The sequence below is a fragment of the Streptomyces sp. NPDC057445 genome, from assembly GCF_042802855.1.
In the GTDB taxonomy this organism is placed as follows: domain Bacteria; phylum Actinomycetota; class Actinomycetes; order Streptomycetales; family Streptomycetaceae; genus Streptomyces.
Map to the genome: position 1 here is coordinate 48,553 of NZ_JBHVDH010000009.1, position 18,879 is coordinate 67,431.

An 18,879-nucleotide genomic window follows, 5' to 3' on the forward strand; every position below is an offset into this window, starting at 1 on the left:
TCACACGGAACGTGAGATCAGGGTCATCGCGGAATTCCCCCCTCGACCTGTCGGCGAGGATCTGCAGGCGCGATACATGACAGAGTGTTCCGCCCCCAATCGGCGGCCGACCTCGTACAGGCGCATCCCCTCCCAGGACACTGGCCTCGCCGCCGGCACCGGCGTCGCTGTTGCAGCGGTTGCCGGAGATGCGACGGCGACCGCGGAACGGATCGGCTGGAACGGAAACGTTCCTATGCGGTGGTCAGACGGCGGGTCCGGGAGGTGAGGCCGGTCTGCGGGGCGCCCGGTCGCACGGACCGGCTATCAAACTGCCGCGCCCGACAGTCTCGCAACCACCGCCCTGCAAAGACGCCGCTGCCGCCCGCCGGCCCAGGTCGAGGAAGTCGCCCGCCGAAACCACCAGTTGGCCGACCACCTCGGCAGCAGCGCTCGATTGCCACCTCGACGACGCCCTCGCCCAGCGGGCCCCGCATTGGGGGCGGCCTACTCCCCCGACAAACCCTTGCGTGAACTGCCGCGTCGGCGCGCTACGGCCATCCCAAGTGCTGTGCCGCTGACTACTTGGTCAGCAACATGAGAGCGTGGCGAGTGTGGTCGCCGTAGACGCCGATCTCGTCGCCGGGGATGCCGTGCCGCTTTTGGAATCTGGCCACGGCCACCCGGACCTCCCTGTCGTAGCGGCCATCGATCGCGCCGCCGTCGTAGATATTCGGGACCTGAAGTAGACGTACCTGCAACTCGTATACTCCGTGGCCGCTGTCGCCCTGGCGCAGCACGCCAGTACCCGGGATCTCGGGGAGCGAGGGAGCCGGGTTGTCGGGCAGGGACCCCTCCAGCCGCCCAGAGGGCGGGGAAGTCACCGCCGGTGCGGGGCCGTCGTGGATCAGCAGCGAGGAGGCGAGAATCAGTCCGCTCATGGCACCCACCCCGAAAACTCCGGCGACACGGGTTCCCCGCCGGTCGGTCAAGCGCCCCCGTCCTCGCCTTCTCTTCGTCGCGTGCGCCCGGACGTGTGGCGGTGCCGCCCCCGATGGCGCGGCGCCCGGCTGGTCCGATTGCGGGACCGGGCGTTGGGAGACAGCCGACGGTGCGGTGACCGGGTGCGGGCCATTCCCGCCACAGGCGCCCTCTCTGTACGGGAAGGCCAGGGTCCGAAAGGTCACGGGCGGCGCAACGGGGGTCGGATCTGTGCCACGCGGCCTTGGCGGCCTCAGCACAGGCGGAAGTGGCACGGGCTGCGGATGCGCCCCGCGCGGCCACATCGGCTCCACCACGACAGCCTGTTGAACACGGCCCTGATCACCATCACCGGTGCGCAGCGGGGCCACGCCAGATGGCGGAACGGAGCGCGGTCGATCCGAGTCCGGGTCGGGCTCCTGCCTTTCCTGTTCTGTCCGCCGGGACGGGGCCGGATCACCAAAGCCGGCGTCCGTGACCGGTTTACTGTGACCAGCCCAGGACTGCGTCGGGATCTCAGCCTCGTTCTGCTGCTCGTCGGAAGCGTAGAGGTCGGCGCGTGCGGCATCCAAGGCGTCCAGCACGGCTTGAAAGGAATCCCGTATCTCCTGCGCGATGTCAGGGAACGAACCGGGAGTTTGCTGTGGTTCGGCGTCGTTGAGGCCCACCGGTCGTCCTCCTCGCCCAAGTACGTGTGTCATGTCTGGAGTTCCATGGACGGTTCCGTGACGGGAAGCTGAACCGAACGGATCCTGCTGGCGTCACTGGTGCGTTGTGATGACATACGCAGCCCGTGCGACCTCGTCTCATCGGTTCCTTCTTCCGAGAGGCAGGCCACATTCGCTCCTCTGCGCCGCAGAACGCCCGCCGGGCGGCGGCCGACCAGCTCGTCACCGACGGCCGACTGGAGACGATCCTGGCGGCGCTCATCGGAGGCCGCAGTCGTCCGGCCAGGTTGGCGCGGCGCGTCAGGGTTCCTTCGCGGGTTCGTGGTGGGTGCAGGGGGTCAATCCGGCCGCGCTCAGGGTGAGGTGTTGGGCCAGTACCTCGGCGGCGGTGTCGGCGTAGCCGGCCAGCGCCGGGTCCTCCAGCCGGCGGTGCTCGCCAACACCGTCCCGGTCACGGACGCGGTGCCCCGACCAGCGCCGAGCCAGCTCGCTCGCGGTGCGCATCCGGTGGCGCGGACCGGCGAACCGAACGGTCATGCGTCGGTGGAGCCGCTCGGCGTCCATGCCGTCGCACAGTTGGTGGCCAAACTCCCGGCCGATCTTCCGCTGTACGAATGGCCGGTGATGATGGCTCCCTCTAAGCTCTTGGCCGCATCGAGGGCGTGCCCTGTGCAGGCTAGGAGCGTGTGCCCTTGGCGGTCGGTGATCTTGTGGCTGGCCGGTTCTGTGCAGGTGTTGGCGAGCCGGTCGTATCTCCAGGACCTTTGGCACCCATGATTGGTGCACCAGGCACGGCCTCCTGTCGCAGACAGCGTGTTGCCGTGCTCCGGGCACAGGCCCCAAGGCACATCGCACAGGCGGGGGGCGCGGGCGCTGCGGCTGCGGGCGAGGTCGCCTGCCGTCTCTCCCAGGGCCTCCCTGGCCCGATGCACGTTTCCGGCAGCGCACTCCAGGTGGAAGGAACTGCGCCGGGTCTCCTCGCTGGCCCACAGACGCTGGTGCACATCGAGAATGCGTCGTTGTAGGGCGCCCGCCTCGATCATGAGGGCGCGTAGCTCCGCTGGTATCGGCTCCGTGTACTCGGTCATCGCTCGAACTCCTCAAGTTGCGGGCCCATGGGCTCACGGGCCGATGCCTTGGGCCACGGGGAGCGCCAGCGCATGGCCTTGTGCACTTACTCCTATTCGATGCTGGTGGTGACCCGGCTTGGGCGGAGTGGCCGCTCAGCTTGACGCCGACGCCTGCGTGCCGCGCGACCCGGGTGATGACCGGTCTCGCAGTCGTCCAGGGCGCGGGGAGCCGAGCCGCCCGGCCTGGGCGGGCACAGATTCCGGCTGCCGTGCGGAGTAGCTGGAATGTGGTTGCGTGCCCCCACCCGGAACGGGGAAGCGCGGTCACAGTGCCCGCCGTCTGTTTGGGAAGTGAGTCCTCGTGACGGCGTCCATCACCAGCCTGCCCACCACCTCCGCCCGGGCCTCCCCGGACTGCCTTTCCCCGTGTGGAGGACGGCAGGAAAGTGGCCCCCAGGATGGGGCAACTGAACGTGACCTTCATGGAGCGGCTGGCCGTGCTGGAGGAGGGCACGCACGAGTACCAGTACGTCCGCAACACGCTGATCGAGATGAACCTCTCGCTGGTGAAAACGCGGTCGTCGGGTTCCGCAACCGCGGCGACGGGGAGGCGGACGACATCCTCCAGGTCGGCACGATCGGCCTGATCAAGGCCATCGGCCGGTTCGACCTCAGCCGGGGGGGTGGCCTTCACCTCCTTTGCCCTGCCGTACATCCGCGGCGAGGTCATGCGCTACTTCCTCGACGCCTGCTGGGACGTCCACGTACCCCGCCGTCTGCCCTAACCGCGCGTGGAACTCGCCAAAGCCAAAGAGCACCTCGCCCACCGACTGGACCGTGACCCCACGGTCGGCGAACTGGCCGTCCACCTCGAGCTCAGCGAAGAGGAGGTCAGCGACGGGCTCATTGCCGCCACCTACACCGCAAGCTCCCTGGACACCCTTAACATCGACCCGGACGACCGCCCGGCCACCCTGGCAAGCGGTCGCTCCTACGCCGACCACATTGGCGTTTCCGATCACAGCATGGAACTCGTCGAGGACTTCCACGCGCTCGCCCCGCCTGTCCGAACTCGGCGAGCGCGAACGCACCATCCTGGAGCTACGCTTCGGGCGCGAGTTGAGCCAGGCCCAGATCGAGGCCGAACTGGGTATCTCCCAGATGCACGTCTCCCGGCTGCTCGTCCGCACCCTGAACGAACTGCGCACCAACATGCTCACCGAACAATGACATCCCGCGTGGCCGACTCCGTCCGCGCAGAGGTGACCGGGGGAGCAACGCAAGGGGTGGCGGCACGGAGATTCCGGGGTGATGCTGGAGGTGTGGGGCATCAGCCGGGGTGAGTTCCTTGCGGTTGTCCCCCGTCACGGAACCTCAAGTGATCAGTAGCCGTCGGATCTTGTACGGCGAGCCGGTGAAGGGCCGAAAAGTGGAGCCGGTGGGCGGCTGGAGCGGCCGCGGCGGCCTTTGTCCTGCATTCCCCTCTCTTGGGACTTCCCACCGCGGTCTCACTTTGCCGGGGCCCCAGACAGTGAGGCTTTCCTGTCTCGTCGTGAAGGCCGGCCCTCCTCTAGGGACCAGGTGCATGGCCATTCGGGTGGAAGGTCCGTGGAGCACTAGGGTTGTCCTGGTTGACATCGTCGATGTCTTCGGATTATCCGTGCTGGTCAGGTCTCATGTGACAGCTGAACCTCTCTGCGTCTGACGGATGCTTCTTCGCCGTGACGCTCCCCTTTCCTTGATGTTCAGATAGATAACATTATTTCCGACTTTGCGGACTTCACTCGGATGGTGCCCTGATGGGTCAGGCCCGGGGGGCCGGGTAGCCGCCGAGAGACAGCCGGTGCTCACAGGGCGATGAATCAGAGCCCAGCCCGCACGGAACCCGGAGGTAATGACCTTGCCCGGACAACCAGGGGGATCGCTTTGGACGGAGTACGACCCGGATCTCCGGTATCCGTCCCTGAGAAGCGACATCCGAGTGGATGTCGCCGTGATCGGTGGTGGGATGGCCGGGCTCTGCACGGCGCGGGAGCTGGCGCGCTCAGGCCGTACCGTCGCTGTTCTGGAGGCGGACCGCATCGCATCTCCCGCCACTGCCCGCCCGTCTTGAACCGCCAGATCACGCCCTCGAACTGCTGCCGCAGTCGCTCGGGGTACGGGCCGTACTCGCCGATCGGCAGGTACGGCTCGATGAACTCCCACTCAGGATCCGTCAGTTGCACTCGCGTCACGCAAGAAGATCTACCGTTCCAGGCCGCGCCGCGAGAGCGAAGTCCGGGACTGTCACCGTCCGCCTTCGAGTCGGACTAAGCTCAGCCGAGACCACGATGAGCGGCCCACAACGCCGCGGCACGGCTGGCAGCACCGGCGACCAGGGCCGCCAGTTCGGGTTTGTCGGGGACAGGGAACGAGACGTATGCGCCCCGACCACCACCAACTGGTCGGCCATAGGCCTTTGCGGCTAGGCGACCGTCCGGGAGAAGCCGGACGTTGAGTGTGGTCAGCGTGAACGCCTCACCGCGTCGAGTGTCCGTCCAGCGGAGCGCCTGCGGGATCGTGACATTGATCGCCAGAGCGCTCACTTCCAGGTCGCTGCTCATAGACGGATGATCCCACACGAGTCGCTACAGGCGGCCGCCACCAGCTTATGAAGCGGTGCAGTTTGAACACGACTCGATACGCGCCCTAGCTGCCTCTCTACTCGGTGGGCTCAGGGTTGTCGGGGGAAGGAGATGGTGACGCGCCTGTTCTTCTCCCTGCCGGGCTCGGTCTTGTTGTCGGCGACCGGATGGGCGTCGCCGAATCAGTTGACGGTGTAGGTGAAGCCGGTACCGAGTTCGTCGCGGAGGACGTCGCGCACGCCTCGGCGCGCCGGCGGGAAAGTGTCAGGCCGTGGGCAGCCGATCCGAGGTCGTCCGTGTAGCCGACGATGGTGGCTTTCGTGGCGTGCCAGCTGCGGATCTCACCGGCGACGGCGCGGATACGGGTACGGGCGGCGGCGGTCAGTGTGGCGCTGTCCTTGCCGAACAGGATCCTCGCGCCGAGCGTCACGGTGGTCTGGCCGGTGGTGTCTTCGCGGCGGTCGTCGACAGTGCCCGAGACGGTGGTGATGACGGCGGTCACCAGGCGCAGGTCGGCGATGACCGGCGGGGCGAGGGTAGCTCCCGGCCGGAGCTGCCCGTCGTCTGCCTGGGCCGGTGCGGCGAAGCCGGTGAGGGTGAGTAGGCCGGCGGCGGGGAGAAGGACTGCTGTGTGTCGGTTCATGGGGTCAGCCGCCCAGCTTGATGGTGGCAGTTGGAAGCCGAGCTCGGTATTGCTCCCAGTCCCAGACGTGGACAGCCGGGCGTTCCGAGTCCAAGCCCGCGACCAGGGGAAGCGCGGATGAAATGCCAACTGCTCAACAGGATGCCCGCTGCTGACTTGCGCACGTGCCACGGCCTCAAGAATTCCCCAACGCCGTAGTTCTCAGTGGCTCGTGCGACGAGGTACTGGTCAGTGTGTGGTCACGTCGGTCACCTTGCTCGACCCCCGGTGACCCTCGCACGCGGTCCGGGCTTACCACTCGGGGCTGGAGGTACGCAAGCCCAGCGTCACCCAGCGGACCGATCCGTCGTCGTCGAGCGAGAACGCGACAGCCGCCTCTAACCCCTCGCTCCCGCACGGGCGTCGGTCTCGGCCTCCTCGGCTGCCGGCATCGGAGAGGTCAGCACCGTCCGGGCCCGGAGTCGCGCAGAGTGAAGGCGATCTCGCGGGCCATGAGTAGCGGATTCGTAGGCACGACGACGCCGCCCGCGCGGAGGATGCCGTAGTGGGCGACAGGGAAGGTGCGGCACGTTGGGCATGATCGGGGCCAACCGGTCACTCTGGCGGACGCCACGAGCCTGCAGCAGCGCGGGGGAGGTCAGCGCGGTGGTCCGGCGGGCGGGTCGGCGTAGACGCCGTTCAGCATGCCGGTGGCCTGCCCGACTTCGATGAGATAGCCGTCCGGGTCACGCAAGTAGCACCGCAGCTCGGCCTTGCGATCGATGGGTGGCGTGAGGAACTCGGCGCCCTTCGCACTCCACTCTCGGTGACATGCCTCGATGTCGGCGACGCGGAGGTTGAGGAAGCTGCTGACCGTGCTCGGGTCGGTGGGCGGGCGCAGGGTGACGTCTGGCTTGTCCGGGGTGGGGCCGCCGCCCGGGTTCATGATGATCCATCCGTTGGCGAGCTTGATGGTGCAGGGGTTCTCCTCGAGCACCACCTCACCGCCGAGAACGTCGGTGTAGAAGGCGCGAGATCTGGCTACGTCGGCCACCGTCAGAAAGTGAGTGAGGAGGAGCCCGGAATCCGGGGCAGGAAAACCATCACGGTGCATGGCAAGGCCTCCAGGTAATCGGACGTTTCCTTCCATAGTGATGGATGGATGTCCGTGGGCACGAATGAACACGGCCGGGAAGGGAGCCAGACGTGCTGGCCGCCGGGCCCTCCGCTGCCCTCGAGCCCGTGCCGGCGGCCCTGGCGGGGCCGCCGGTACGGGCACTGGTCAGCGCACGTCGACGTGGTCCCCGGCGGAGTAACAGTGGTCTTGAGGGCACCGGTGGTGCTCGCCTTCACCGTCTAGAAGGTGGTGTAGGCCGTACTGCCTGCCTTGCGGAACTGGAGCTTGACGTACTGGGGACTTGTCCGGTCGATCAGGGGCAGCCAGTGAGCGCTGGTTTCGATGAGGACGTTGGCCAGGTACGCGAAGTGTCCGACAGATGAGAGATGATGAGGCACTTTCATGGCGGCGGGGGGCCGCTGAAGTTCACTGGGGGTGGGGATGGATCGGGAACCGGGTCAGGGTTCGTTCGAGGCGCTGGCCGACGGGGATCCGGTGACGATCGGGCGGTACCGGATCGTCGCGCGGCTGGGTGCCGGGGGCATGGGGCGGGTGTACCTGGGCCGGTCGCCGAGCGGCCGTGCCGTGGCGGTGAAGGTGGTACGTCCGGAACTCGCCGAGGACGGTGAATTCCGTCGCCGGTTCGCCCGGGAGGTCGGCGCCGCGAGCCGGGTGAACGGGTTCTTCACCGCAGGGGTCGTCGACGCCGACCCTGAGGGATCACCAGCATGGCTGGCAACTGCGTACGTGCCGGGGGTACCGCTGAGCGAAGCCGTCTTGACCAACGGCCCGTGGCCGCAGGACGCCACTCTGACACTGGGCGCGGGCCTGGCCGAGGCACTGGAATCCATCCACGGTTCGGGAGTGGTCCACAGGGACCTGAAGCCGTCGAACGTCCTGCTCGCGGCCGACGGTCCACGGGTGATCGACTTCGGGATCTCCGCCGCGGCCGACGTCAGCGTGCTCACGCAGACAGGAACGGTGATCGGCACACCCGGGTACATGGCTCCCGAACAGCTCACCGGACAGCCCGTGGGCCCGGCCTGCGACGTCTTCGCGCTGGGTGCGGTGTTGGCGTTCACCGCGACAGGTACTGGCCCGTTCGGTGCGGGATCCGCCCACGCCCTGAACTTCCGGGCCGTCTACGAGCAACCGGACCTGGACGCCCTCCCGACCGTGCTGCGCGACCTGGTGGCCGACTGTCTGGCCAAGGAGGCAGGGCAGCGTCCTACCGTCGCCGCCCTGCTGGACCGTCTCGGCGACCACGGTGACGCGCCGGAAGCCCGCCGGACTCTGCACAAGCCCGGTTGGCTTCCCGAAACGGTCGCGGCAACCGTCCTCGCACGTGCCGCCGCTCCTCAACCGGCCACCCCGTCGCCCTCGACCGTGCCGGCATCGGCACCCTCCGACGGCCCACCACCAGCGCAACCCCCGAAACCGGTCGGCACCGCCATCACTTCGACCCCGGACGCCGGGGCACCCCAGGCCACCACCGCTCTGCCCGGACCCGCCCCCGCCCTGCAGGAAGCGCGGGACAAGGTTCCCGGCGGGCCGGGACCGTACATGCCGGCTCCGACCGGCCGACCGGGAGCACAAAGTCTCGGGCTGTCCCGACGACAGGCCCTGTTCGGACTCGTAGGGGTAGGTGTTGCCGGCGCCGGCTACACCGCGTGGAGGGTACTCGACCGCACCGGCACACAGCCGGGTCAACAATTGTGGGTGTTTCCCACCGGCAAGACCGTCAATTCGACGCCGGCGATCGCGGACGGAGTCGTGTACGTCGGCAGCGGCAACGGCACGCTCTACGCTGTCGACTCCGGCACAGGCAAGGAGCGCTGGACGTTCCGGACCGGCGAGATGATCGAGTCGTCACCGGCCGTGGCGGACGGGACCGTCTACGTGGGCAGCGGCGACGGCAATCTGTACGCGGTCGACGCCGGCACCGGCAAACGGCGCTGGGCCTACCGGACCGGCCCCAACTACACATCGCCCGTCGTGGTGGACGGAGTTGTCTACATCGGCAGCAACAACGGTGTGCACGCGGTCGACGCGGCCGACGGCAAACCGCGCTGGACGTCACTCACCGGCGTATCGGTGACGTCGCCGGCGGTGGCGGACGGTGCCGTCATCGTCGGGAGCGGCAGGGGCCTCATCTCGCTGGAAGCGGCCACCGGGAGTGAGCGTTGGAGGTCGCTCCAGGACAAGATCGTGAATGCCACACCGACTGTGACCGGCGACCGCGTCCACGTCGGATCCGACGACGGCCTGCGTTCCGTCAAGGCTGACAATGGAGGCGAGTGGGAGGACTTCCCCGCAGGCGGCCCCGTCGGCACGTCGTCCGCGACGGTGGTGGCCGGCATTGCCTACTTCGGCAGCAAGGACGGAAATCTGTACGGGGTCGATGCCACCACCGCCCAGCAACGGCTCAAGTTCCCCACGGCCGACAGTGTGGACTCCACACCGGCAGTGGTGAACGGCGTCGTCTACTTCGGCAGTGACGACGGGCACCTGTACGCCGTGGACATGGCCGCCAGCAAGGAACGCTGGCGGTTCGCCGCCAAGGACACCTTCTTCACACCGTCGTCGCCCACGGTGTCCGACGGAGTCCTCTACATCGGCACTTACGGAGGCGACCTGCTCGCGATCGCCCTGTAGCCAGGCTCCACGCCTATCGCGGTCGTCCGCCATGGGCCGTGCCCGGTGCCCGGCACGTGACCCGTGTTGTCTTGGACAGCGAGTCTTGAAGGTGTGCCATCGAACTTTGACGCACGTGAGTTCGTGACACGGGACTAGCCCCTGCGCCTCCGTCGCACCCAACCCGTCCCGAGGGCAACTGCGGCGACCACGGACAGAAGGATCGCGCCAAGGACTACCGTCGCTCCGGCTGCAATCACGATGATCGCCCACCACGGCCCATCGGATTCCACGGCGCCTCCAACGGATCACGAGTACCGAGCGAGACGACGGTCTCTTGGGACTGGTTCCACGGCCCGATCACTCAAAGTTCGATGACACTGCTCAAGGTTGGCTGTCACAGGACACATGTGGGTCGTCCACGGCGCTTCGGCGGGCCTCCAGGTGGTCGGGAGCCGTTGCCCCGTGCGCGAAGAAATCGACGCAATGGACGCACAGCACGTTGCCGGGCCAGGTCTCGTGGCCCTGGACATCACCGCCGCTGACGGACGGTCTCGAGCAGAAGTAGGCCACCTCCGGCATCACACCGGTCAGCGTGAGGGGGCTGCCGTCGTCTCGTGCGACACCGATGGCGCAGGTCGGCGGGCGCCGGCGCCGCGCGTTTCGTAGATTGGCAATACACCCAGGACAGTCGAAGGGACGCACAAACCGTGGTACCGCACATCGATTACAAGGCGGTCTTCACGGCTACGCCCAGTCCGTATCTGGTGCTGGCTCCCGACTTGATGATCGTCGACGTCAACGAGTCGTACCTGAGGGCGACCGGTCGGAGCAGGCAGGACTTGGTCGGGCAGTATCTGTTCGCTGCTTTCCCGGACAATCCGGCGGACCCGGACGCCGACGGGGTGCGGAACCTGGGCGCCTCGCTGGACCGGGTCCTGCGATCCAGGGAACCCGACACGATGGCGGTGCAGAAGTACGACATCCCCGTCGCCTCCAGGCCGGGGGTGTTCGAGGAGCGATGGTGGTCCCCGATCAACACCCCCGTACTCGGGCCGGACGGGCAGGTGGCGTGGATCATCCACCGGGTGGAGGACGTGACCGCGTTCGTCCTCTCCCGCCCACAAGGCGGGGCGGGGGGTGGACGGAAGGCCATGGAGGCCGAGCTGTACGCGCGGGCGCGCGAGCTGCAGCGGCTGAACGAGGAACTGCGCCAGGCGCACGGCCGGGAACGCCAGGTCGCCGTCACCCTGCAGGAAGCCATGCTCCACTCGCCCGACCTGGTCCGGCACCCGAATGTTGCGGTGCGCTACCTGCCCGCGGTCGGGTCGCTGAACGTGTGCGGCGACTGGTACGACGTCGTCGACCTGCCCGGTGAGTGCTTCGCGGTCGCGGTCGGCGACGTCGTCGGCCACGGCCTGGCGGCCGCCACCGTCATGGGCATGCTCCGCAGCGCACTGAGCGCCGCCGTCCGGGCCCTGCACGAGCCCGCCAGGTCGCTGGAGGTCCTCGGCCTGTACGCCCGATCGGTGGAGGGAGCGGTGGCCACCACCGCCGTCAAGGCAGTGATCGACCCCAGCCGGCACCGGATCACCTACAGCAGCGCCGGCCACCCCCCGCCCGTCCTGCTGCACCACGACGGCGCCTGCACCATGCTGGACCGGGCCACAGACCCGCCCCTGGGCGCCCGCCCCGAACACGTCCCCCGCCCCCAGGCCGCGCTGCCCTACACCCCCGGTGACACCCTCGTGCTCTACACCGACGGACTCGTCGAACGCCGCGGCGAGGACATCGACGCCGGCCTGGACCGGCTCACCGACGCCCTGGCCCGCTATGCCCTCCTGAGCCCCGACCGCCTCGCCGATGCCCTGCTCGCCCGCCTCGAAGTGGCAGGCGGCGCCCGCGACGACATCGCCCTGATCGTCGTGCGCCTCTGACACCACGCCGCGGGCCGCAGCACGGGGCAGGCCACACTGACCGGGCGGCCGTCGGCTGCTTCGCGTATCTCGTCCGTCCAGCCAGGATGCTCCGTCGCCACGACCGGCACGTCCGGGAATCGCTTGCGCAGTTCGGCGGCACCGCGGTCGCTGCGGACGACGTTGACGAGCGCCAGGTTGTGCACCAGGGACGCGCCCGTCAGCAGCCGCCCGACCGACGAGCCCGCGGCGGTCTGCACCAGAAGACCGTCGTATCCGAAGGCCAGGTGCTCCTGCGCCTCACGGCGCAGCATCACCGTGGTGAGCGGGTTCACCAGCATCTGCGCGGCGACCTCGTCCGACAGCTCGTCCGGGACGACGATGACCGCCCCGGCATCCGCCACGATCCACTGGGACCAGGCCCCCGGGTGAGGGAAGACCGTTACGCGGCCGCCGACCGTGACGCCCGGCGCCACGCGTGTTCCCGGGCCGATCGCCTCCAGCACGCCGGTGCCCTCCACGCCGGCGGGAATCGGCTTTGCCGCCTCCTCGGGGTAGGCCTCAACGGCCTGGAGATCACCAGGGTGCACCGGGAAGGCGGTGGTGCGGATGAGGACCTGACCGGCCCCGGGTGCTGTCGGCTCCGGCTCCTCGATGACGGTCACGACGTTGGCCGGCGACCCGCCACGGGTGTAGACGACTCGACGGTTCATGAGCTCCTCCTGTGCGCTGGAGTGAGGCTTGGGCAGGCGTCAGCCGACGTCCTGAAGCAGCAGGTGCTTCGCGCTGAGTGCGCCGTCCAGTTGCATCAGCCGACCGCCCTCACGCAGACCGCCAAGGTCCACGGCGGCGAATCCGAACTGGTCCAGCAAGCCGGCCACCGCTGTCTTCGCGTCGGCGTCGTCGCCCGCGTAGAAGGCCACTTGCCGTCCTTCGGTATGCCGGGGGTCAGCGGCGATGAAGGGGGCGAACAGTGTGTTGAGCGCCTTCACGACCCGGGCTCCCGGAAGGTGCTGGGCGACCCATTCGCTGCCCGTGAGGTCACCGACGTCGTACCGGCCCCGCCAGGGGTTGGCCGCTGCGAACTGATTCGTCGTGTCGACGACGATCTTCCCGGACCAGTTGGTGAGGTCCGTCAGTTCCGGTACGGCGAAGAACGGCACCGAGAGAATCACCAGCTCCGGTTTCGCCGCCTCCTCGGCCGTTGCTGCGCGGGCCTTCGGCCCCAGCCTGTCCACGAGGGCTTCGAGGGTCTGCGGGCCCCGGCTGTTGCCGATGACCACCTCATGGCCGTAGCGGATGGTCTGGTCGGCGACCGCCTGCCCCACCTCTCCTGCGCCGAGTACGCCGATGGTGCGGTGTGTGTCCATGGTGCTCTTCCTCGATCGTGTGCCAAGTCCGTGCCAGCTGCGCGGTATCGGTTCGCACAGCCGACCCGGCGGCGCGTTCAGGTGCAGAGACCCGCAGGGGGCACCGCCGCCCTCGTCGCCGTCGGGAGCCTTCAGCATTCCCGCCCTATATCGCAATATGTGCCTATTGGTGAATAGACGGAACCGGGGAAGCTGCACCGGCGGGGCACGCCGGCCATGTGCGCCTCCCGAAGCCTGGCGCCTCTGGCAACGGCCGCCCGACGGGTGCGGCGAATGAGGCTGCTGCGGAGATCGGGGGTCGATCTCGTCGCCCAGGATCCAGTCACTCGTGCCGTATCGGCACCGGGCCGCGACGATGCCTACGGGCGGTGAGGGTTGAAGTCCAGGAGGACTTTGCCGTTCCTCCGCAGGTATGCGAGGGCCTCGGAGAAGTCCTTGGCCTTGTAGACGGGGGCGGAGGGCAACGTGAGCTTTCCGTCGGCGACCAGCCGCGCGGACTCCGCGCTGAGGTCCGGATGACGGGGAAGGTATTCGTCCTGGTACATCCAGAACTCCCTTGTGGTGATGTTCTTTGCCTTCAGCGCGTGCTGGTCGGGAGTGAAGGGCTCGCCGCTCATGTAGCCGTAGATCACCAGCAGGGCGCCTTCGGTCAGCACGTCGAGCAGGAGCGAGGTGGCCTTTCCACTGACGCCGTCCAGCCCCAGCGGCACCGGCTCGTTGCCGGTGGTCGCACGCACGCGCTCGGCCACGTCCGGGGAGTCGAGCAGCACGATGTCGGCGCCGAGGTCCTCGAGTTCGGCGACGAGTTCCTCGCGGCGGACGATGTTGATCGTGCGAAGCCCGCGCTTCTTGGCGAAGGCGATAACGGACCGGCCGACGCCGCTGTTCGCCGCGTTCTGCACCACCCAGGAGCCGGCCGGAAGGTCACGCGACTCCACCAGCAGACCTGCGGCGGTGGGGTTGATGCTGAGCATCGCCGCCTGTTCGAGGCTGATGGTTCTGTCCACGGCGGTCAGCTTCGCGGCCTCCGCCAGGACCTGTTCGGACCAGGCGAAGGTGCCGAAGGGAAGCAGGACCCTGTCGCCGGGGCGGATGTGGGTGACCTCCGGTCCGACGGCCAGGACCGTGCCGGCTCCCTCGTTGCCGATGGCGCTGGGCAGTTCGGGCCGGACCGGATAGGTACCCTGCGCCAGGAGCAGGTCGTGGTGGTCGAGCGGGGCGTACTCGACCTGGATCAGCGCCTGCCCGGCGGCAGGAGCCGGAGGCTCAGGAACGTCCACGACTTTCAGGCTCTGCTCAGGCTCCCCGAACCGGGTGAGGTGAATGGCGAGCATGGAACTCGTCTCCGAGCAGTGAGTGCGGATCAAGAACGGGGTGAGCAGCCGAGGGCTTCGAGGTCGTGGGGCCCGGACCTGCCAATGAGCACCTCACGACCCGTGGCGGATGACCTTGTCGAGTGCCCGGGCTGCCCGGCATCGGAGTGAGCAGCAGACCCGGCGGCGCGTTCGGCCTGCTGAGACCCGCAGGGACCGTGCGCCTCCGCTCGTCGAGCGATCCGCGGGCATCGACGACACCCTCGGCGTCCACGGAGGTCTTCGACATCCTGATGTCCAGTTTAGGGAATTCTGTACCTAATTCTCAATAACTATACCCAGGGCGGCGCACCGGCAGGTGCGCACCCTGCCGTGGACCTCACTCAAAGGCAACGACTGATGCCGGGGCCGTCCCTGAGCAGGTACGCGTGCGGAGGAACAGCAGCTGCTCGTGCGGGGGGCTCAGATGCCTGGGAGGCTTGGCTCAAACAGCGGATCCCCGTGTGCATTCGCCCGTGTGCGCATGCCGGGGCTTCATCGGACGGATCCCGCTTCCGGCTGGCTGTACGGCGACTGCTCCGTGGACGAGAACGGATTCACCCTCACCGACGCGCACATCCCGCCCGAAGAACTCGGCCAGCGCTGGCAGGGCCTCGGGCGTGGGCCGCTGCCGTTCGAAACCAGCATCCCCGGGGTCTTCGCAGCAGGCGATGTGCGCCACGGATCGATCAAGCGCGTCGCCGCAGCTGTAGACGAGGGGGCAAGCGCAGTGTCCTCAGTGCACCAAGTGGTCGGTGTGCGGCTTTGGAAGTCGCATCTCAACCGTCGGTTGAGACATTCAGGTTCGGCGCGGCGTCACTGGGGTGCCAGAGGCCGCGCTCCGGTCCAGTCGGTGACTGGTAGGGACTGTGCATGGCGAGAAAGCGGACGTCGAGATCGGTCAGCAGGTAGTCCATGCGCCGCTCCCAGAACACTTGTATGTGGGGGAGGGCAAGGTGGGCGTCGAGATCGGCCTGGGAGCGCCAGGCCTCGTAGAAGACGAAGACGCCGGGGTCGTTGCGATCTTCATGGAAGTGGTATTCCAGGCAGCCGGACTCCTGCCGGGTCGGCGCGACGAACGAGAGCAGAAGCTGCTTCAACTCCTCGGGGAGGCGGACCATGGACAGCATCAACCGGACGGGCCCCGCTGGAACCGCCAGCCGCTCCACAACAAGACCAAGGGCTGCCTGCCAGTCCTGCACCGACGTGCCGGGAACACATCCGGCAGTGACCCCATCAACTCGGGGTCGAACCAGCAATTGACCTCATCCCACAACCACTACCTCAACCTGTCTCATCGCCGCGTCACAGCCTGGGCCTGACGGACCGACAATCTGACCGAGAGTCCGGCGCATCAATGGGGCTATCAGTCCCCGCGGCCTCATCGCACCGGAAAGCCGAAGACGTATCCCTGCTCCCGGAGCCACGGCAGGACCTGGCGCAGAGCAGCAACCGTCTGGCTGCGGTCTCCGCCCGCGTCGTGGAACAGAATGGTGGGACCGCCTGCGATCTCGTTCTTCACGGTCGCCACCATCGCGGCCGCCCCGGGTTGCTTGAAGTCTTTGGAGTCCACGTTCCAACCCAGCGGACGCATACCGTGCGAGGCAGCGAGCTGACGGCTGTACGGAGTGAAGGCGCCGCCCGGAGCACGGTAGTAGAGCGGCTTGACGCCCCCCGAGGCCTCGCTGATCATCCGCGCCGCATCCAGGATCTCCTGGGACTGGCGGGCACGTGACGCGGTGCCCATCGTCGTGTCGTGGGAGACGGAATGGTCACACAGCCGGTGTCCGTCCGCGACCACGGCCTTGACAAGTTCGGGATGAGCTTTGGCTTGCGTTCCGACCATGCAGAAGGTCGCCTTGACGCCGTTCTCCTTGAGCACGTCGAGGACCTGGGGCGTCCAAGTCGGGTCCGGACCATCGTCGATCGTAATGTTGACGCCCTTGGCACCCATGTCGGAGGCATGCGCGATATCCATGCTGACGGTGGGGGCCGGGAGTTGGGGATCCGGAACGGAGGTCTGGCCCACGATCGGCCTCGGCTTCGCAGGCGCGGTCGACTCGCTCCCGGCCGGGACAGCCTGGGTCGTCCACGCCGCTGCCAGGGCGGTGATCCCCGCCACGCCGATGGCCGCCGCGATTACACGGCCGTTCATCCCCATGCTTCGATGCCGCCCCATGCCCGTTCCCCGCTCTCCCCTGCGCCTGACTTGCACCTGACTTGCCCCCGGGAGGACGCGAGCTACGGCGTGACGGATCCGCTTATTACCGATCCCGTACATTTCCGTGGGCGCGGCCCGTCCACCCTCGGCGTCGGCTGGTTGCCGGCCGCCGACCGTATCCGCCGCCACCGGAGACCACTTGGATACGCCTGGCCGGCCGCGCCGTGCGATTGCCGAACAGGCCCGGTTCCGGGCGGGATTCGCGAACCGGCGCGCGGTGCACGTCAGTCCAGCTGGGTGCCCCCTGCCGGGCAGGACGGTGGGTTGAGCCGAGGGTTCGGGGCGGACCGTTGCCCAGCTGGACCGGCCGGGGTCTAGACGGATTCGGCAGCCTTGAGGAGCCGCTGGGGCAGGTAGGGGGACTCGACCCGGATGTCCCAGCCCCGGCGGCGGGCGTGGCAGCACAGGGCGAGGACGTTGACGTCAATCGTGGAGGCGGGATCGTCGGCGCGGTCGGCGACCTGGTAGTGATCGCGGTGGGCTTCGAGGGCATCGGCCAGAGCCAGGTTGAAGCTTTCCTCGTCGCCTTTCACAAGCTGCGACAACAGTACGGCCGGTGGCGGCAGGAAGCCCCAGTCCTTGGCCTTCTCGATTTCCCGCAGCGCCCGCTCCGCCGCCGGCTCGGTCTCCACCCCTGTCAGGTAGGCGTGGAGGGCCTCCCGGTACGCGGCGAAGGCGGAGCCGTCCTTGCCGGCGATCGCAGGGCCGGCGAGGACCAAGGGAGCGAGGTCCTCGCGTACACCGGTGATCAGGGCGAAGGCGGTGGCGTTCTCCCAGTAGCCGGCGCCCGCCTCCCCGCCCCGCGCAGCCGGATAGCGCAGGTTCTGGCCGCCGATGGTCACCGCGACTTCGGTGCCCGGCTCTGCCAGGGCGATGCGGAACAGGGCCGCCCCCAGCTGGGAGGCCAGCAGCAGGTTCGCGAGCTGGGCGTCCGTGACGTCGGCGGAGTTTCCGGCGCGCCACTTGAAGAGGAGCTCCTGGTAGCGCATGGCGCGCCCGAGCCGCCTTACGACGAGGGGTTTTCCTTCCTCCGGAGTGAAGGCTTCCCGGGTGTACTGGTCGAACAGCGCCTCGCTCTCCGCGTTCACGGTCCGGTCGCATGCCGGCCGCTCGACCACCAGCGGACCTGCGGCCAGCGCGGCGACCGCGTCCGGACGCCGGTTACGGCCAAAACCCCCGACCCTTGGACCGCGGGTCTCGAAACCGGTGACCAGGGCGTGCGGGAGGTAGTCGGTGTGGAGGGCCGGCGCCCAGCCCAGGGTCCGGTACGCGAGCGCGGCCAGGCCGAGCGGCAGGAGCGGGAGGAGACTGCTCGGCGAGGCAGTGGCGCCGTGAACGGTGGTGTGCGGGAGCAGGAGGGCGGCCAGTCCGGAGTCGAAGGCCTCCCGGTCCTCGGCAGACAGGGCGCGCAGGGTCCTCAGCGCCACGCTGTCGGGCCGGTCGAGGAGGCCTTCGCCGGTCTCCTCAGCCCGGCTGCGGATGCGGGCCAACGCGGCGTCGATGGCGGCGAGCTTCGCCTGCGCGTTCGGTGGGTGGTCCTGGTCGTTTCCGGTGTCGTCGAGAACCTGAGCCATGAAACCCGTGACGAGCTCGCCGGCGGGGCTTCCCTGTGCCTTCTCAGCGAACTTCTCGCGGGCGAAGTGGAAGGCCTCACCGTGCCACTTGGCCCTGTCTCTGAGGATCGTCAGGCAGAACGCGTCGATCCACTCGCCAGGGGTGACGCTTTCCTCGACGTCGTCCTCGTCGCTCGGGTCGTAGCTGATGCCGAAGTTCACGTAGTCGAGGAAGACCTGGAAGGTGCAGTGCGGGAAGTACGCCGCGAAAGACACGGCGCCGACCGCGGACTCGGTGGCATCCTTGAGGGCGGCCTTGGCCTCCGAGGTGTCGAGGCTGGGCGTCTCGACGGAGAGGGCGCCCAGGTAGTCGAGGAACTCGTCGGCGATCGACTGCCATTCGTAGGTGGCCATCCGACCGGCCTTCGACATGGACCGGGCCCGTCCCCCGATCCGGCTCGCGAAGTCCTCGCGCGCCGCCGAAACGACTGCCTCGCCTACCTGATGACGCTCTATCCGCACTGGGCTGCTCCTTGACGCCGGACCGTGCGGACAGCCTAGGCACAGGGTCTGACAAGGCAGGCGCGCGCTGTGGGATACGGGCCCCGCCGAGGACGCGTACCGCTCCACCGGCGGATTCTGAGCGTCCCGGCTACGCTCCCGGCAGACGCACATCCTGGGCCACCGACGGAATTGGTCCACCCGCGGTTCTGTGGCTTCAGTGGTGTGGTGATCTTGGAGGGCGCCGGACTCCCTGGAGGGCTGGTCTCCG

Annotated in this window: 15 protein-coding genes and 3 pseudogenes; 4 read left to right on the forward strand and 14 right to left on the reverse strand. The window is 68.3% G+C overall.

Annotation, left to right across the window (positions count from 1 at the left end; genetic code table 11):
- Positions 1-560: 560 nt before the first annotated feature.
- Both ACFU5O_RS20495 and ACFU5O_RS20500 read right to left on the reverse strand, forming a co-directional pair.
- Positions 561-920 carry a peptidoglycan-binding protein gene (locus ACFU5O_RS20495; protein WP_384242364.1) on the reverse strand — a complete coding sequence of 120 codons (360 nt, stop codon included), beginning with the start codon at positions 918-920 and terminating at the stop codon, positions 561-563.
- 1,008 nt (positions 921-1,928) lie between these two features.
- Positions 1,929-2,135: pseudogene (locus ACFU5O_RS20500) on the reverse strand (GntR family transcriptional regulator); the annotation flags it as partial.
- Between the two features lie 1,021 nt (positions 2,136-3,156).
- On the opposite strand from ACFU5O_RS20500, the pseudogene ACFU5O_RS20505 reads away from it, so the two are divergent.
- Both ACFU5O_RS20505 and ACFU5O_RS20510 read left to right on the forward strand, forming a co-directional pair.
- Positions 3,157-3,928 (forward strand): annotated as a pseudogene (locus ACFU5O_RS20505) (sigma-70 family RNA polymerase sigma factor).
- Positions 3,929-4,592: 664 nt separating this feature from the next.
- Complete coding sequence (locus ACFU5O_RS20510; RefSeq protein WP_384242367.1) at positions 4,593-4,811, forward strand: FAD-dependent oxidoreductase; 219 nt, start codon at positions 4,593-4,595, stop codon at positions 4,809-4,811.
- Here ACFU5O_RS20510 and ACFU5O_RS20515 read toward each other — a convergent pair.
- From ACFU5O_RS20515 to ACFU5O_RS20540, 6 genes and pseudogenes are all read right to left on the reverse strand, one after another.
- Positions 4,747-4,932 (reverse strand): annotated as a pseudogene (locus tag ACFU5O_RS20515) (transposase); the annotation flags it as partial. The gene ACFU5O_RS20510 and the pseudogene ACFU5O_RS20515 sit on opposite strands and share 65 nt — an antisense overlap.
- Before the next feature lie 81 nt (positions 4,933-5,013).
- Positions 5,014-5,301, reverse strand: coding sequence for a hypothetical protein (locus ACFU5O_RS20520; RefSeq protein ID WP_384242370.1), 288 nt, complete (start codon positions 5,299-5,301; stop codon positions 5,014-5,016).
- 97 nt (positions 5,302-5,398) lie between these two features.
- On the reverse strand, positions 5,399-5,965 hold the full coding sequence (locus ACFU5O_RS20525; protein ID WP_384242372.1) for an OmpA family protein: 567 nt from the start codon (positions 5,963-5,965) through the stop codon (positions 5,399-5,401).
- Positions 5,966-6,404: 439 nt separating this feature from the next.
- The gene (locus ACFU5O_RS20530) at positions 6,405-6,578 is read right to left on the reverse strand and encodes an AMP-binding protein (protein ID WP_384242374.1); all 174 of its coding nucleotides are present in this window, start codon (positions 6,576-6,578) and stop codon (positions 6,405-6,407) included.
- A gap of 24 nt (positions 6,579-6,602) precedes the next feature.
- Entirely contained in the window at positions 6,603-7,058 is a 456-nt protein-coding gene (locus ACFU5O_RS20535; protein ID WP_384242376.1) for a VOC family protein, read from the reverse strand.
- Between the two features lie 242 nt (positions 7,059-7,300).
- Positions 7,301-7,465, reverse strand: a complete 165-nt coding sequence (locus ACFU5O_RS20540) for a hypothetical protein (protein ID WP_384242378.1) — start codon at positions 7,463-7,465, stop codon at positions 7,301-7,303.
- A 37-nt stretch (positions 7,466-7,502) separates the two neighbouring features.
- Between ACFU5O_RS20540 and ACFU5O_RS20545 the strand changes: the two genes are divergently transcribed.
- Together ACFU5O_RS20545 and ACFU5O_RS20550 are read left to right on the forward strand one after the other, a co-directional pair.
- The gene (locus ACFU5O_RS20545; RefSeq protein WP_384242381.1) at positions 7,503-9,716 is read left to right on the forward strand and encodes a PQQ-binding-like beta-propeller repeat protein; all 2,214 of its coding nucleotides are present in this window, start codon (positions 7,503-7,505) and stop codon (positions 9,714-9,716) included.
- A gap of 689 nt (positions 9,717-10,405) precedes the next feature.
- On the forward strand, positions 10,406-11,632 hold the full coding sequence (locus tag ACFU5O_RS20550; protein WP_384242382.1) for a PP2C family protein-serine/threonine phosphatase: 1,227 nt from the start codon (positions 10,406-10,408) through the stop codon (positions 11,630-11,632).
- On the opposite strand, the gene ACFU5O_RS20555 is transcribed toward ACFU5O_RS20550, so the two are convergent.
- The 6 genes from ACFU5O_RS20555 to ACFU5O_RS20580 all read right to left on the reverse strand — a co-directional run bounded on the left by ACFU5O_RS20555 (position 11,527) and on the right by ACFU5O_RS20580 (position 18,539).
- Positions 11,527-12,324, reverse strand: a complete 798-nt coding sequence (locus ACFU5O_RS20555) for an alcohol dehydrogenase catalytic domain-containing protein (protein ID WP_384242383.1) — start codon at positions 12,322-12,324, stop codon at positions 11,527-11,529. The two genes, ACFU5O_RS20550 and ACFU5O_RS20555, sit on opposite strands and share 106 nt — an antisense overlap.
- A gap of 39 nt (positions 12,325-12,363) precedes the next feature.
- A complete protein-coding gene (locus ACFU5O_RS20560; protein WP_384242386.1) occupies positions 12,364-12,981 on the reverse strand; it encodes an NADPH-dependent F420 reductase in 618 nt (205 codons plus the stop codon).
- 359 nt (positions 12,982-13,340) lie between these two features.
- A complete protein-coding gene (locus tag ACFU5O_RS20565) occupies positions 13,341-14,315 on the reverse strand; it encodes a zinc-dependent alcohol dehydrogenase family protein (RefSeq protein ID WP_384242388.1) in 975 nt (324 codons plus the stop codon).
- Positions 14,316-15,112: 797 nt separating this feature from the next.
- Positions 15,113-15,463 (reverse strand): putative quinol monooxygenase, encoded by a 351-nt coding sequence (locus ACFU5O_RS20570; protein ID WP_384242390.1) that lies wholly within the window; start codon positions 15,461-15,463, stop codon positions 15,113-15,115.
- Between the two features lie 251 nt (positions 15,464-15,714).
- Positions 15,715-16,512 carry a polysaccharide deacetylase family protein gene (locus ACFU5O_RS20575; RefSeq protein ID WP_384242392.1) on the reverse strand — a complete coding sequence of 266 codons (798 nt, stop codon included), beginning with the start codon at positions 16,510-16,512 and terminating at the stop codon, positions 15,715-15,717.
- Positions 16,513-16,868: 356 nt separating this feature from the next.
- Positions 16,869-18,539, reverse strand: a complete 1,671-nt coding sequence (locus ACFU5O_RS20580; RefSeq protein WP_384242395.1) for an Imm49 family immunity protein — start codon at positions 18,537-18,539, stop codon at positions 16,869-16,871.
- Positions 18,540-18,879 lie beyond the last annotated feature (340 nt).